This is a genomic window from Clostridium sp. C8-1-8 (genome assembly GCF_009928445.1).
In the GTDB taxonomy this organism is placed as follows: Bacteria; Bacillota; Clostridia; order Clostridiales; family Clostridiaceae; genus Clostridium_AR.
The window spans coordinates 15,006-30,377 of record NZ_JAABNO010000020.1 but is presented as its reverse complement, the minus strand read 5'-3'; the positions used below and the strand labels follow the sequence as shown (position 1 = coordinate 30,377).

General features: G+C 29.8%; 13 protein-coding genes, 8 tRNA genes and 1 other annotated feature. Of the genes, 17 read left to right on the top strand and 4 right to left on the bottom strand.

All coding sequences use genetic code 11. The annotated features are described in order from the left end of the window. Nucleotides 1–256 precede the first annotated feature (256 nt). The 3 genes from GXK57_RS18165 to GXK57_RS18155 all read left to right on the top strand — a co-directional run bounded on the left by GXK57_RS18165 (nt 257) and on the right by GXK57_RS18155 (nt 3,213). Nucleotides 257–1,000 carry a DeoR/GlpR family DNA-binding transcription regulator gene (locus GXK57_RS18165; RefSeq protein WP_160679030.1) on the top strand — a complete coding sequence of 248 codons (744 nt, stop codon included), beginning with the start codon at nt 257–259 and terminating at the stop codon, nt 998–1,000. A 41-nt stretch (nt 1,001–1,041) separates the two neighbouring features. Then, on the top strand, nt 1,042–1,719 hold the full coding sequence (rpiA, locus tag GXK57_RS18160; RefSeq protein ID WP_160679028.1) for a ribose 5-phosphate isomerase A: 678 nt from the start codon (nt 1,042–1,044) through the stop codon (nt 1,717–1,719). Between the two features lie 270 nt (nt 1,720–1,989). Next, the gene (locus GXK57_RS18155) at nt 1,990–3,213 is read left to right on the top strand and encodes an HD domain-containing phosphohydrolase (RefSeq protein WP_160679027.1); all 1,224 of its coding nucleotides are present in this window, start codon (nt 1,990–1,992) and stop codon (nt 3,211–3,213) included. A gap of 44 nt (nt 3,214–3,257) precedes the next feature. Here the strand turns inward: GXK57_RS18155 and GXK57_RS18150 are convergent, their stop codons facing one another. Beyond that, on the bottom strand, nt 3,258–3,857 hold the full coding sequence (locus GXK57_RS18150; protein WP_160679161.1) for a tyrosine-type recombinase/integrase: 600 nt from the start codon (nt 3,855–3,857) through the stop codon (nt 3,258–3,260). Nucleotides 3,858–4,138: 281 nt separating this feature from the next. Between GXK57_RS18150 and GXK57_RS18145 the strand changes: the two genes are divergently transcribed. The 5 genes from GXK57_RS18145 to GXK57_RS18125 all read left to right on the top strand — a co-directional run bounded on the left by GXK57_RS18145 (nt 4,139) and on the right by GXK57_RS18125 (nt 9,304). Continuing rightward, a complete protein-coding gene (locus GXK57_RS18145; RefSeq protein WP_160679025.1) occupies nt 4,139–5,437 on the top strand; it encodes a bifunctional diguanylate cyclase/phosphodiesterase in 1,299 nt (432 codons plus the stop codon). Between the two features lie 14 nt (nt 5,438–5,451). Next, nucleotides 5,452–6,177 (top strand): hypothetical protein, encoded by a 726-nt coding sequence (locus GXK57_RS18140; RefSeq protein WP_160679023.1) that lies wholly within the window; start codon nt 5,452–5,454, stop codon nt 6,175–6,177. 504 nt (nt 6,178–6,681) lie between these two features. Next, a complete protein-coding gene (locus GXK57_RS18135) occupies nt 6,682–6,843 on the top strand; it encodes a hypothetical protein (protein ID WP_160679021.1) in 162 nt (53 codons plus the stop codon). Nucleotides 6,844–6,920: 77 nt separating this feature from the next. Then, a complete protein-coding gene (locus GXK57_RS18130; protein WP_160679019.1) occupies nt 6,921–7,484 on the top strand; it encodes a 5-formyltetrahydrofolate cyclo-ligase in 564 nt (187 codons plus the stop codon). 125 nt (nt 7,485–7,609) lie between these two features. After that, nucleotides 7,610–9,304, top strand: a complete 1,695-nt coding sequence (locus GXK57_RS18125; RefSeq protein WP_160679017.1) for a M3 family oligoendopeptidase — start codon at nt 7,610–7,612, stop codon at nt 9,302–9,304. A 110-nt stretch (nt 9,305–9,414) separates the two neighbouring features. On the opposite strand, the gene thrS is transcribed toward GXK57_RS18125, so the two are convergent. Continuing rightward, a complete protein-coding gene (thrS, locus tag GXK57_RS18120) occupies nt 9,415–11,352 on the bottom strand; it encodes a threonine--tRNA ligase (RefSeq protein ID WP_160679015.1) in 1,938 nt (645 codons plus the stop codon). Between the two features lie 153 nt (nt 11,353–11,505). Continuing rightward, nucleotides 11,506–11,712, bottom strand: a binding site (T-box leader). A 405-nt stretch (nt 11,713–12,117) separates the two neighbouring features. Continuing rightward, on the bottom strand, nt 12,118–12,381 hold the full coding sequence (locus GXK57_RS18115) for a hypothetical protein (protein ID WP_160679013.1): 264 nt from the start codon (nt 12,379–12,381) through the stop codon (nt 12,118–12,120). Between the two features lie 181 nt (nt 12,382–12,562). Between GXK57_RS18115 and GXK57_RS18110 the strand changes: the two genes are divergently transcribed. From GXK57_RS18110 to GXK57_RS18100, 3 genes are all read left to right on the top strand, one after another. After that, nucleotides 12,563–12,637: transfer RNA gene (locus tag GXK57_RS18110), tRNA-Gly, on the top strand. Nucleotides 12,638–12,698: 61 nt separating this feature from the next. Then, a tRNA-Leu gene (locus GXK57_RS18105) sits at nt 12,699–12,782 on the top strand. 5 nt (nt 12,783–12,787) lie between these two features. Then, nucleotides 12,788–12,862: transfer RNA gene (locus tag GXK57_RS18100), tRNA-Gly, on the top strand. Nucleotides 12,863–13,458: 596 nt separating this feature from the next. On the opposite strand, the gene GXK57_RS18095 is transcribed toward GXK57_RS18100, so the two are convergent. Continuing rightward, nucleotides 13,459–13,860, bottom strand: a complete 402-nt coding sequence (locus tag GXK57_RS18095) for an HNH endonuclease (RefSeq protein WP_160678987.1) — start codon at nt 13,858–13,860, stop codon at nt 13,459–13,461. Nucleotides 13,861–14,066: 206 nt separating this feature from the next. Between GXK57_RS18095 and GXK57_RS18090 the strand changes: the two genes are divergently transcribed. The 6 genes from GXK57_RS18090 (at nt 14,067) to GXK57_RS18065 (ending at nt 15,363) form a co-directional block, all read left to right on the top strand. After that, nucleotides 14,067–14,741 carry a hypothetical protein gene (locus tag GXK57_RS18090; protein ID WP_160678985.1) on the top strand — a complete coding sequence of 225 codons (675 nt, stop codon included), beginning with the start codon at nt 14,067–14,069 and terminating at the stop codon, nt 14,739–14,741. 60 nt (nt 14,742–14,801) lie between these two features. After that, nucleotides 14,802–14,878 (top strand) — tRNA-Arg (locus tag GXK57_RS18085). A gap of 5 nt (nt 14,879–14,883) precedes the next feature. Next, nucleotides 14,884–14,958, top strand: a tRNA-Gln gene (locus tag GXK57_RS18080). Between the two features lie 119 nt (nt 14,959–15,077). Beyond that, nucleotides 15,078–15,152 (top strand) — tRNA-Gln (locus GXK57_RS18075). 56 nt (nt 15,153–15,208) lie between these two features. Next, nucleotides 15,209–15,282 (top strand) — tRNA-Gly (locus GXK57_RS18070). 5 nt (nt 15,283–15,287) lie between these two features. Further along, nucleotides 15,288–15,363, top strand: a tRNA-Lys gene (locus GXK57_RS18065). Nucleotides 15,364–15,372 lie beyond the last annotated feature (9 nt).

The window sequence follows — 15,372 nt, the reverse complement described above, 5'->3', positions numbered from 1 at the left end:
TGATTTTTAACATTGGAAGCAGTAGTTTGTTATAACTGCTTCCTTTTTTAAGTCCTTGATAGTTGTGCTATTTTCATATAGAGGATTTAATATATTTATTGAGGTAAAGTTTTAAATATATAGTGCTTTAACAAGAACTAATATTATGAGATTATACAGTATTGTTTCAATTGAAAGCTAATTGATTTCATTCAAAAGTAATGGTATATTGAAAATATAGTGTAATATTACTTTTAAGATAGAAGGTGATTTAATTTTGAATGAAAGACAGATGAAGATATTCGAAATCCTTTCTAAAAGTCCCGCAGTTAGTGTAAAAGAACTTTCTATACAATTAAATGTCTCAGAGGTAACAATAAGAAAAGATTTATCTTCTTTAGAAAATGAAGGTTTGCTTAAAAGAACCCATGGCGGAGCAGTGCAGATGTCATCTGATTCTATAGAGAAAAGAATTATGTTCAAATATGAAGAAAAGCTTAAAATAGCCAAGCAAGCTGCTAAGCTAGTAAAGGAAGGAGAAACGGTACTTATTGAAGCTGGATCCACTAATGCTTTACTAGCTAAGGAACTATCAAATAAAGATAGAGTTCACATTATAACAAACTCACTTTATATTGCTAATACTCTGAAAAGTAATAGAAACGTAAAGGTTACTTTATTAGGAGGAGAATTACAAGAAGAAGCTGAAACTATGGTAGGTCCTTTAACTAAGTTGTGCTTAAGTATGTTGGCGGTAAATAAGGCTTTTATTGGAATGGACGGGTTTTCAGAAAAGTTAGGATTTACCTGTGGAGATTTCTTGAGAGCTGAAGTAGCTAAGGAAATGTGCTACAGAGCTGAAAATATTATAATTTTAGCAGAAGCATCAAAGTTTAATAATGTTGGTATGACTTCTGTAGTAGACTTATCGAAAGTGAGCATTGTTATAACCAATGATGGTATAGACGAGAGTAAAACTAATATTTTAGAAAAAAATAATATAAAAACTATCATAGTTTAGAACACTTATAATAAATACTTAATTTAAGTGAGGAAGATTTTATGAATACAGAAGATTTAAAAAAGGTATCTGCACAAGAAGCTTTAAAATTAATTTCATGTGGAAATATAGTAGGTCTTGGAGGTGGTAGGAGTATAGCCTACCTAATAGAAATGTTAAGTGAAAAACCTGACCTTAAGGTAAGAATAGTAACTCCATCAATAAAAACTAAGCTTCTATGCATAAAGCATGGGCTTGAGGTTCTACCAACTTACTCAATTGATAGGGTAGATGTTGCTTTTGATGGATGTGATCAGGTAGATAGAGCTCTAAATGCTCTTAAGAGTGGTGGTGCTATACATACTAGGGAGAAGCTTATAGCATCTATGGCTAAAGACTATATTCTTCTTGTAGACAAGGATAAGGTAGTTGAGAAGCTTGAGTTCAAGCATCCTGTGGCAATTGAAGTTTTACTGGAAGCATTAGGTTATGTGGAAAGAGTTTTAAAAGAAATCGGGTCAAATCCAATAGTAAGAGTATCTAGTAATAAGGATGGCTTTTTAATAAGTGATGATGGGAATATTATAATAGATGCTTTCTTCGAAAAAGTGGAGGATATAGCACAATTAGATAAAAAGCTTAATTCTATTTTTGGTGTAATTGGAACATCTTTATTTGTTCAAAAGGTTACTAAGGTTATAGTAGCAAGTGAAGAAGGAATTGAGATTATAAAGAGATAATTAAAAACAGCAACATTTTTAAAACAGCTACTAATTAAAACAGAATTAGTAGCTGTTTTACTTTAAATCTTACTATTTTGTCTGCTCAATTTCCTGCATATCCAGTCAGAAGGGCAGGTGCGTTAAAAATTGGCCTCAGTGAGCTTTTTAAGAATTTCATAGTAAGACTTACATGTAAGTAAAATATATACAGTGCAAAAAAAGATACAAGTGATAAAATAAAATTAATATACCTGACGTATAATTATTTGCATGGAGGGGTAAAGATAAATGCTATTTTATATGAATGAATTTTTAGAAGCTGTTTCATTTGCATTAGACTTTATCGAGATGGATATTTCTGGGGTTAGCTCAAATCATGGAAAAAGAACTGCTTACATATCATTGAGAATTGGTATGGCGATGGGACTTACCTTTGAAGAGCTTCATGATATAGTAGCCCTCGGGATTCTGCACGATAATGGAGCTGTAGAGAAAGAACTAGTTTATAAATTAGAGAAGGAAAATAACTATAGTATTAGAATTGCTGAAAATACAATGGCTCACTGTACTATTGGAGAAAGAAATATAAAGATATATCCATTTCTAACGGACGTAACTAATATAATAAAATATCATCATGAGAGATATGATGGGACAGGCTATTTTAATCTTAAGAGTGATGAAATACCCATAATGTCACAGATAATTTCTATGGCAGATCAAATTGAAATTAATTTCGATTTAATAAATAATGATTTTCTCATGAGAAAAAAGATATATGAGTTTGTGAAAAATAATGAGAAAGTTATTTTTTCTACAGAAGTAGTTAAAGGTTTTGAAAGAGTAGCTAAGCATACTAGTTTTTGGATTGATATTAAAGATAATTTTATATCAGCAGCTCTAAAAAATATAGAACCTAAATACTCAAAGGAGCTTTCTTTTAAAGAAATAAGGTCTATCACTCAAGTACTTTCTAAGATAATAGACTCAAAGTCTGAGTATACTCAAAGACATTCTAAAGAGTTATCAGAAAAGGTTGAGATAATGGCTCGATATTACAATTATACTGAAGAAGAAAAGTATAAACTAATGATAGCAGCTGATTTGCATGATTTAGGGAAATTGGCTATTTCTAATAATATACTAGACAACCCAGGTAAGCTTAATGAAGAAGAATTTGCATCGATAAAAGAACATACATATTATACACGAGTTGCATTAGAACAAATAAGTGGATTTACTGATATTACAGAGTGGGCATCTAATCACCATGAGAAACTTGATGGAAGTGGATATCCTTTTGGAAAAACAAGTGAACAGTTAGATTTCAATTCCAGGTTAATGGGATGTCTTGACATATATCAAGCTCTTACTGAGAAAAGGCCATACAGGGAATCGTTGACGCATTCGGATGCTATGGATATATTATGTGGTATGTATAAGAATGGTCTCATAGATAAAGGTATATGTAAGGATATAGATTATGTTTTTAATAATTTAGATTTTATTTAAAAATATAAAAACAAAACTCTCACTAGTTAGTGAGAGTTTTGTTTTTATACCATTTCACTTTTTTCATTTAATTTACTGTACATTCTTTCTTGTTGTCTTGTTGTAAATTGAAAGTAGATTTCTGTATTTGATACAACCTTGTGACCTAACCACCACTGAAGCTCTTTTATATCCATGTCTGATTCTGCGAGATGAACTGCGGTAGTATGCTTTATTGAATGAAAATGATGTTTGCTTTTATCTTCTATATTGGCTAAAGCACAATATTTCTTTATTAAGTAATCTAAGGTTTGTCTAGAAATAGGATTCATTTCTTGGCTTCTAAATATAAATTCTGAATCTAGAAGTATATGTTCCTGTTCGATGTACTTGTCTAATATCTCCTTAGATTTTAAATCAAGTCTAATAGTATTATTCTTACTCCCCTTTAATCTTTGACAATATATTTCACCTTTATTAGAGTTATAATCCTCTTTTTTTATCAAACCTATCTCAGATGCTCTTAATCCACAACGATACGCGACTCTAAATATTACAAGGTCTCTTAACGAATGTTTACTATGTGAATCTTCAATTGCATGGAAAATACGTTTCATCTCATTTTGAGTAAAATATTTGATTTTTGAGCTTTGATTTCTCACCAGAATCCTCCTTATGGAATAAGTTATACAAAATAAATATTTTGTCCAAAATATTATAACATAATATGACTATATAACCAATTTTTTAGGGGCAATTTTAATGATGAGATGAAATTAATTTAAAAAAATATGAAAAATATAAAGAAATTTAGTTCGAATTTGGAAAAACAGATGAAGTGATAAGAATAAACTCTAAAAATACACCGTATTTTTAGACAAAATATTTATTTTGTAATAGTAATATAAATTATTATCAACTAGAAGTCAATTAAGGAGTGAAATATGTGAATATTAGTAAAGAAAAAGAGATTTTTAGGCTTAACTTTTATAATTTAAGTTACTCTTTTAAAGAAATAAATATGATACTTGAAGATTATATTAGAAATTATAGGAATGTAAGGGTGGCAATTATTAATATTGATGACTTTAAATCTATAAATATGGTTTATGGATATGACTTTGGGGATTTATTATTAAATAGAGTTATGAGCATAATAAAAAACACATCTTCTAGTTATGATATGATTTTTAGATTTTGTGGGGATAGATTTATATACATAAGCTGCGAGAATTCATCCGAAGATGAGTTTAGCTTTGTATTAACAAGGTTGATTAATAAGCTTAGGGAGATACTAGTTATAGATGGTAAACAAATTTACATTACAGTTAGTATAGGAGCTGTTCCTAATGCGGATAAGCTTATAGATAACAATCAAATACTGAGATATTGTGAGAGTGCTTTAGAAGAGGCTAAGCTTAAAGGTGGAAACTGTTATTGTGTTTTTAATAAAACTCAATATGATGAAATGCTTTTAAGAAAGTCATTATATATTGATTTAAGGAAGGCTTTTCACATGAACAAGTTTAGATTATATTTTCAACCGCAAGTAAATGTAATCAATGATAGTATTGATTCTGCGGAAGTATTAGTGAGGTGGGAGCATGAAACTAATGGATTACTTATGCCTAACCAGTTTATAAATGCTTTAGAGAATAGTAATTTAAGTAATGAGTTTGACTACTGGATATTAAAAGAAGCTTGCAAGCAGAATAAGTTATGGCAAGAAAGTGGCTATAAGCCCATTGCACTATCAGTAAATATTTCCCATAGGCAGTTTTATGATGAGAATTTTATACCTAATTTGACTAGTATACTAGATGATACCCAGTTAGAACCTAAGTACTTGCAGATAGAAATTACTGAAAGGATATTTATGGAGCCTCATGAGAAAGCTGTAGACATAGTTAATAAGATGAGGGAATTAGGAATATTGGTTGTGTTGGATGACTTTGGAATAGGATACTCTTCGGTACTAAGTTTTATTGAGATTCCTTTTGATATCGTAAAATTAGACAAGTCTTTCGTAAATTCTATAGGCTATAGTGAAGAGAAAAGAAAGAGTATAGATAAGTTTTTTAAGTTTATACATCAATTTAATAAAAAAGTTATCATTGAAGGTGTAGAAAATAATGAACAACTAGAGTTCATAAGAAATGCTGGTTTTTATCACGTTCAAGGTTTCTTGTTTAGCCCCCCTGTAGACAAAGTTATTTTTGAAAGCATGTTCAATTTGTATAAGTAAAGAGGGGGAGGGCGATGAAAATAATAAATGAACTCATAAAAAGTATTATAGTAGATATAAATAATAATTATAAATCTGTATATGAGGATAAGATTTTAGCTAAAAAAATAGATTCCCTATATAGTTATTGCGATAATGTGAAAAAAACATCTAAGCTGTTGATAGAAAAGATAATCAAGCTAGATGATTGTTTAACTAGTCATAAGCAATACTATATAGAAGGTTATTCAAAGAATTCAATAATAGTAGAGACTATTTTGGAGTGTGATATATCAAAAGATATTTATAGTATACTACTCCAGATAAGTAAAGCCTGTTGTAAGATGAATGAATTGAAGAATAATAGCGATAAAGATACATATCATAGCATTATTGATTTTAAAATGACTAAGTTGAATAGGAAGAACTTTTATCATGTAAGAAATAAAAAATTATATGATCAACTTAATGATTTTATTAAACTAGTAAATGATAAATACATAGAGATATCTAAAAAAGCATATTATTTTAATAACTATATAAATAATTACATTAGAAATGAAAGAACTATTATAGAAGCTATGGCTGAAGTAAGCGACTTTGATATAACTGAATATTTAAATAAAGTAGATGCATGTATAATAGATATTTTGGATGATATTAATAGTTTTTTAAAACAGAATAGCAAATATATTAATTCATTTAAGACTAATTTTATTTTAAAAGATGATAAAGATGTTGCTAAAATTTATAAAAACTAATTGACATTAAAATAATATATTTGGGTTTGTGGTAATAAAAAAATATATTATTGGCGTAAAACTTAATAAAGTGAAAAAAGGTATTGACAAGTATTGATAAAGTGATTATTATATAGATATAAAGCAAAGGCGCTTTTACTATAAAGTAAAAGTGCCTTTATTTTTTTTCTCTATTTAAAACAATATTGATGATCTGTAAAAAGTTTAATACGCTATTTCTTAATAATCATAATAAAACATATATAAAACCTTACTTTTCCCTTTCATGTGTGATAGAGCAATCTATCACTTTTTTTTCTGTTAAGACCAGTTGTATAAAAAGAGTTGCTATTTAAATCTAACAATATTAAGGTATCAGAACAGCTGGTTAAGATAAAAAGCGAATATAAATATAATTCACTGTCAAAAATGCCCTTAATACTAATTTTTAAAATCGTGTATAAAAATTAGTAATTTAATGCAAAATAAATCCATAATATCCCTAATAGAATGGAGAGAGTAAAAATGGGGCTTTTTAAATATTTTTTTAATAAAAAATATAGACAGAGATATTATGATGATAGTATTCATAATATTACATATAACATTGATGAAGAAGATAAAATGTACCTTGAAATAAATACTCCGCATAAAGATATTGTTGTTACTAAAAAGCATAGTGGATAAAGGTTGAAATCCTATTGCAATATAGAATATATATATTTAATATGTTTATATAGTATCTATATTGATTGGAGATAAATATGAATAAAAAGGACTATAGGAATCTAATAAAGAATAAAAGAAGCCTTTTGGATAAAGAGGTTAAATTAAGCTCAGATAATACAATTAAAGATAGACTATTAAATATGAGTGAATATAAAAAAGCAAGAGCTTTGTTTATTTATGTATCTATGGAAGAAGAAATAGATACCCATGAAATAATAAATATATCTATTGATTTAGGTAAAAAGGTATTTGTTCCTAAAGTAGATAAGGTATCGAAGACTATGAAACCTGTTCAAATAAAGTCTATAAATGAATTAATAAAAGTTCCTCCATTTGGTATCTTGGAGCCTGAATTTAGTAGTATAGCGGATCAAGCTGATGAAATAGATTTAGCAGTAACTCCTGGTTTAGCTTTTTCTAGAACTGGAGACAGATTAGGGTATGGAGCTGGTTATTATGACAAGTTTTTTAAAGAAAATAAGAATATAGTTAAGGTTGCTCTTGCTTATGATTTTCAAATTTTAGACTTTATACCTACTGAGAACCATGATGAAAAAATTGATTATATAATATCTGAAAATGAGTTAATAATAACTTAATTAAAAAAATTTATTATTAAAAATTATTTTTATATATTATAATATTAGTAAAGTTACTAAATTTAACCTTTAAGCTTTTAGGTTCAAATTAGTGATTAATAATATAATTAAAAGGGGGCAAAAGAATGAAGTTTAAAGATTTCAAATATGAAAGACCAAACTATGAAGAGGTTAAAGAGTTGTTTATTTCCATTGTAGCTGAGCTAAAGGGCGCTAATAACTCAGAAAAACAATATCAATGTATTAAAGAAATAAATAAGATAAGAAACCATATCCAAACAATGGGAACATTAGTTGAAATAAGACATACTATTGATACTACAGATACTTATTATGACGAGGAACAAAATTACTGGGATGAGTACTCACCGCTATATAATGAATTGGATTCAATTTTCTACAAAGAAATTGTTAATTCAAAGTTTAGAGCAAGTCTTGAAGAAAAACTAGGTAAGCAGTTTTTTACTCTTGCAGAGTTTTCTTTGAAAGCATTTTCTTCAGAAATAATAGAAGACTTACAACTTGAGAATAAATTAAGTTCAGAATATACAAAACTTATTGCATCGGCAAAAATTCCTTTTGAAGGAGAAGAAAGAAATCTTTCAGGGTTAGTTCCTTTTATTCAAAACAAAGATAGAGATGTAAGGAAGAAAGCATCTGATGCAAAGTATAACTTTTTTGTGGAGAATGAAGCTGAGATAGATAGAATATATGATGATTTGGTAAAGGTAAGAACTAAGATAGCAAAAAAATTAGGATTTAACAACTTTGTAGAGTTGGGATATGTAAGAATGATGAGAAGTGATTATAATCCTGAAATGGTTGCTAACTTCAGAAAACAGGTTAAAGAATATATTGTCCCAGCTGCTTCAAAGTTATACGATAGACAAGCTGAAAGGCTAAATTTAAAAGACTTAACTTACTATGATGAAAAGTTCGAATTTATTAGTGGTAATGCAGTTCCAAAAGGAACTTCAGAATGGATATTGGACAATGGTGTAAAGATGTACTCTGAATTGTCTCCAGAAACAAAAGAATTTTTCGACTTTATGGTTGAAGGAGAGCTTTTGGACTTGGTTACAAAGAAGGGAAAAGCTGGCGGTGGATACTGTACCTACATACCTGAATATAAGTCTCCATTTATTTTCTCTAACTTCAACGGTACTTCAGGTGATGTAGATGTATTAACCCATGAAGCAGGGCATGCATTCCAAGTCTATTCTTCTAGATGGATTGAGATTCCAGAATGTAATTTCCCAACCTATGAAAGCTGCGAAATTCATTCTATGAGTATGGAATTCTTCACTTGGCCTTGGATGAATTTATTTTTCCAAGAGGATACAGATAAATATAAGTTTATCCATTTAGGAAGTGCTATAAAGTTTATTCCTTATGGTATAACTGTTGATGAATTCCAGCACTTCATATATGAAAATCCGGATGTAACTCCTGCTGAAAGAAAGAAAGCTTGGAGAGATATAGAAAAGAAGTATTTACCTCATAAGAATTATGAAGGCTGCGATTTCTTGGAAAGAGGAGGATGGTGGTTCCAACAAGGACATATATTTGAATCACCTTTCTATTATATTGATTATACCTTAGCCCAAATTTGTGCTCTTCAATTTTGGAAGAGAGCAAATGAAAACAGAGAAGAGGCTTGGAAGGACTATGTTAAATTGTGTCAGGTTGGAGGAACAAAATCTTTCTTAGATTTAGTTCAATATGCAAATTTAAAGTCTCCTTTTGAGGATGGATGTGTTGAATCAATTATAACTTCAATAGAGCAGTGGCTAGACTCAGTAGAGGATAAGAAACTGTAATATAAACTGAATATAGAATAGTATATTTAATTAAAAAAGTAGAACTGGATAAAAAATGTACCCTATATAATAGACACTCATAAAAGATAGTCTATTATATAGGGCCTTTTTTAATGTTCTTTAGTAGCTATTTCGTTAACTAATCTATCTACTAATACAGTCAAGTCTAATGAACCTTCGTCACCAGCTTTTCTGCTTCTAACAGATACTGAATTGATTTCAGCTTCTTTTTCACCAACAATTAGTATATAAGGAGTTTTATCAACAGATGCTTCTCTTATCTTGTAACCTATTTTCTCAGCTCTGTAATCACCTTCAACTCTTACACCTTTAAGTCTTAATGCCTTAACTACTGATTCTGCATAGTCATTGTACTTGTCAGATATAGGAAGTACTTTAGCTTGAACTGGAGCTAACCAAGTTGGTAGAGCACCAGCATACTTTTCAATAAGCATTGCAAGTGTTCTTTCATAGCAGCCTATAGAGCTTCTATGAATTACATATGGAAGCTTCTTTTCTCCATTCTTATCTATATAAGCCATGTTAAATCTTCCAGCTAGAGCAAAGTCTATTTGAACTGTTATTATAGTATCTTCCTTACCATGAACATTTCTTGCTTGTATATCAAGCTTAGGACCGTAGAAAGCTGCTTCGCCATCTGCTTCTACATAGTCTATATTAAGGTGGTTAAGAATTTCTCTCATTAGGTTTTGAGTATCTTCCCAAGCCTGAGGATTATCTATATACTTTTCTTTATCATTAGGATCCCATTTTGAGAATCTATATGATATATCATCTTGTATACCTAAAGTAGTCATAACATATTTAATTAAATCTACTACATCTTTGAATTCTTGTTCAACTTGTTCTGGAGTACAAACAATATGACCATCAGCCAAAGTGAACTGTCTAACTCTTGTAAGACCATGCATTTCACCAGAAGCTTCGTTTCTGAATAATGTAGAAGTTTCAGCATATCTTAAAGGTAAATCTCTATAACTATGCTGTTCTGCATTATATATTGAGAACTGGAATGGGCATGTCATTGGTCTTAAACCAAATACTTCACTATCATGTTCTTCATCGCCTAGAACGAACATTCCATCTTTATAATGTTGCCAGTGGCCTGATATCTTATATAAGTCACTTTTAGCCATAAAAGGAGTTTTAGTAAGAAGGTAACCTCTTCTTTCTTCTTCGTCTTCAATCCATCTTTGAAGTACTTGAATAACCTTAGCTCCTTTAGGCATTAGTAGTGGAAGCCCTTGACCTATAGTTTCGTTAGTAGTAAATAGGTTAAGTTCTCTTCCAAGTTTGTTATGATCTCTTTGCCTAGCTTCTTCTAATGCTGCTAAATGTTCCTCTAAATCAGATTTCTTTGTGAATGCAGTACCATATATTCTAGTAAGCATTTTGTTTTTTTCATTACCTCTCCAATATGCACCAGCACTTCTAAGCAACTTAACAGCTTTTATTACTTTTACTGACATAAGATGTGGACCGGCACATAGATCAACAAAATCACCAAGCTTGTAGAATGAAATAATTTCGTCTTCTGGTAAATCGTTTATAAGCTCAACCTTATAAGGTTCATTTTTTTCTTCCATTAGTTTTAGAGCTTCTTGTCTTGGAAGTTCAAATCTCTCTATTTCAGGTTCTTCCTTTATGATTTTTCTCATTTCGTCTTCAAGTTTTACAAGATCTGCAGCTGAGAATGAATTTTCCTTATCAAAATCATAATAGAATCCATTAGTAATAGATGGTCCTATAGCAAGTTTTGTTTCAGGGAAAAGTCTTTTTACTGCATATGCTAGTATGTGGGAAGTTGTGTGTCTAAAAGCATCTTTTCCTTCTTGCGAATCAAATGTGCAAATGCTTAAATTGCAATCTTCCTCTACTTTGAATCTTAAGTCAACAACTTTATCGTTAACTATTCCGCAGCAAGCAACCCTTGCCAAGCCTTCACTTATTCCTTTAGCGATTTCATATACTGATAAACCAGCTTCAAATTCCTTTACTGATCCATCTTTAAGAGTAATTTTTAACATATGTGAATCTCCCTTCGTAATAAAATGTTTTTTATATCTAAATTAAAGTTGCCACAATTTATGATGTATTATCCAAACTTTAACTATAAGTTTGGATTTAGAAAGTACTTTAATATAGAATTGGATAAAAATAAAAAACTCCCGTCCCTATATGTAAGGGACGGGAGAATAATATACCCGTGGTTCCACCCAAATTACTTGAAAAAACAAGTCTCTTTAGTAATCTTAACGCGATTTGACGAACTTTATTAAAGTTACTCAGAGGTGGTTTTCAGCTAATTTCATTTAAAAATACTTACACCAAATGTATTTTCTCTCTGCAAATGTACCAAAGCTTACTCTTCTCTTCATAGAATTAAACTAACTATTTTTTATAAATTATAAATTTATTTTATTTTAATGTCAAGTGGTTAGAAGTTTAATAATTAATATATGACAGTAAAATAAAATAATCACAAATATTAAGTGAATATACATAATTTCTTCTTTAAAGCTAAAAACTTAGTATTTGGGTGGAGATACGGTTATATCAATTTGTTTAGAATTAGAGTAGCATTTTTATAAATAGATTATATATTACATTTAAATAACCTTACTTACATAATATATTTTAATTATGTAAATTCATTGTTAACTTATATTTTCCGTTCCAAGATCTAGAATGGGTATTAAAAATGAAAATATAATCCTTTTGTTTATTTATGATGACAATATAATTTTTAATAACTTATAGACGAAATAGGTATAAAGTAGATAATCGATAAACTATCTAAATCTCCATACAGCTGTTTGTGAGTTGTATTCATTACCATAAGAACTTTCATAATTTAAGAATTCTAATCCTAATTCATTTTGATAGTTACTTATAAAGCTAGTTAATCCTATATTGTTGGTGCTGTAGGAAGGTGTGTATGGAGAACCAGTAATTTTCTCTATAATGCCAATGGTGGTTATTTGGGAATAATCATTGTATAGCTCTGATATAGCTTTTTTTACCTCTTCTAATAAAATTTCGTCTAAATTTTTCATTTATAAGTTCCTCCGATTTATATTTCTTATGAATTATATTAAGTAAAATTATATAATATTACTACTTATTGAAAAATAACCTATGATAGCTCAATTTAATTATTTATTAGAATATTAATAAATTAAACTTAACACATTTACATAATACGATATAAATGGTAAAATGTTACTTGAAAGTTGAGCGGCAATAACTCAACGGCAGAGTGCCACCTTCCCAAGGTGGAGGCTGCGGGTTCAAATCCCGTTTGCCGCTCCAAAATATAAAAAAAGGTGTTGACTTTATTTTTATATAGTGTATAATATTTTTTGTGAGCAATGCAGATGTGGCGGAATTGGCAGACGCACTAGACTTAGGATCTAGCGCCTACGGCGTGGGGGTTCGACTCCCTTCATCTGCACCAATCTTGCGGAAGTGACTCAATGGTAGAGTGTCACCTTGCCAAGGTGAAGGTCGCGGGTTCGAGTCCCGTCTTCCGCTCCAAAAAAGATAGTTAATAACTTAACTATCTTTTTTTGTTTTTATAAAATATCTAAACTACGGTTAATTTCAATAAGGCACATTAACAGAATATATAATTATAGAAACTTAAATTAATACGCTTTTTAATCTAATAGTATATTTAAATGTTAGGTTATGTTCAAGAATATTTTTGAAATTAAGTGGTTATGAAGGAGATGCTATATGAGCGAGCAATTAGAATTAAATGATTTTTAAAGCATCTGCCTTTTCTGAACGTATGTGAAGAAATTCTGGCAGGCGACATACCTTTTTACTCTTTACTCTTTGTAATCAAGACATTTTATGTTATTTTTATTTGAATTAAAGTAAAGAAATTATAGAAGTTATGATTATTTAAAGAGTAAAACTGTACTGTTCGAACGTAGTGAGTTTACAGTTTTAGCCATGGAATATGAGAAAATCATATTAATTCTTTGCGTAAGCTCATCTAAGCATCGGATGACTAACTGCTTAATTTCAACACATCACTTTAACAAACCCAATAATAAAATAAGCAGGATCATTTAGTAAATGATCCTGCTTATTTTATTATATATCTTAACTAGGTATAAATTATTTTAATAGTTAGATAGCATTTTCTCTAATAAGCAATCTTCTATCATCTCTGAATTATATGCTTTTTTACCCATTATATTAAAGATAATATCTTCAGTTTTATAGCCTTCTTTAAATAGCTTTATATTCCTAACAAGCTTTTTAAGACAATTAGTATTTATATTTAACACCTTAATAAGTTCATTAAAGGTGTAATAATCTTTATATAGAATAGAACATAATTTTTCTTGCATTTCGACTTTGTATTTAAGGTTAATTATATTATTTCGGTGGGGGCCATCTTTTCCTCGATGATGATTATGACATAAATATTTATAGTTTAGATTTATGTCAAGTCCACCTTCACTCTTGTAGATTATATGATGAATATCTGCTGGTTTACCACATACTTCGCAGCAATACATAGAGTTCCTCCTATATGTTTTATAATTATAAAATATCATGAACTATAATTACAATCAAGCACATAATTGTTGAAAATTTGTCTTACTATAGCATAGGTGGAAAATAAAAAAATATTAACTAATTTTTTTAAAACATTGCATTAAAAAGTGCTGTGGAATATAATAAAATTAGAAAAGGTTTACAAATAAATAGAGGGAGTGATTAAATGATTGTAACTTATAATTCAATAGATTATTGGGATAAGTTAATAAGAAGTAATAAGACTCTAAAGTCTAGAATATTTGAGGATGAACCGATAACAGAGAAAACTGTATATATGCATTATGTTATTTTTACTAGAAAGTCAGGCATCCAAAGCGTTTGGACTCCTATACCTAAAGTTAAGATGTTGTTAGGATATATACAATATTGTTTATTACCAGAAGCATTTTATAAATGGATAGAAGGAAAATATAAAAATATTTCTGAATTTTCTCAATTAAATGTTATGAAGATTATATCAGAGGGAGTAGTTAGTGGTAAGCTGACTCAAGAAGAAGCAAATGTTATGAAAAAGCAGGTAGATTTCGTAAGAAGTTTGTGGGATGTACCGAGCACTAATATAATGAAAGAACTAAAGAAGTTTGCTAGAGAATTCAATATGAGCTGGTTAGGTGATATAGATACATTTTTATATATGAAGGTATTTTCATCAGCATCCGAACTAGGAGAATTTGTTATTAATACTAATCTCCAAACTGATAGTGAAGATGACTTTGAAAAAAAGATAGGTATGAATGAGTCTAGTTGGCTTAGTCTGTGCAATGAAGTGCACAAAGATATGGAAAAAGCAGAAAGATTTAAATTGATATTAACTAGAGATTTAACAGAAATAGTTTAATTTGAATATTATATGTTGACAGTTGGCATAATATATAATATAATAGTTTTTGTTTGAAATGCGTCTTTAGCTCAGCTGGATAGAGCAACGCCCTTCTAAGGCGTGGGCCAGGGGTTCGAATCCCTTAAGACGCACCATACTTTGGGATGTCGCCAAGCGGTAAGGCAATGGACTTTGACTCCATCATGCGTAGGTTCAAATCCTGCCATCCCAGCCAAAGCACGCTATGCCGTGCTGTTTGTTTTTATTTATTAATAAGAACAATTTTAGATATAAGTAATTCAAGTAATATATTTACAAATATATAATAAAGTGATAATATGAATATGTATTTGTTGGGGTGTCGCCAAGTGGTAAGGCAGTGGACTCTGACTCCGCCAGTCGTAGGTTCGAATCCTGCCACCCCAGCCATTTAAAATTTTGTTGACAAGTTATTTGAAATTAGATATAATAATTTTAGTAAATATGCGGGTATCGTATATCGGTAATACTCCAGCCTTCCAAGCTGAAAAGGTGGGTTCGACTCCCACTACCCGCTCCATATAAGCACCATTAGCTCAGTTGGTAGAGCACCTGACTCTTAATCAGGGTGCCCTGGGTTCGAGTCCCTGATGGTGCACCAAAAATCATA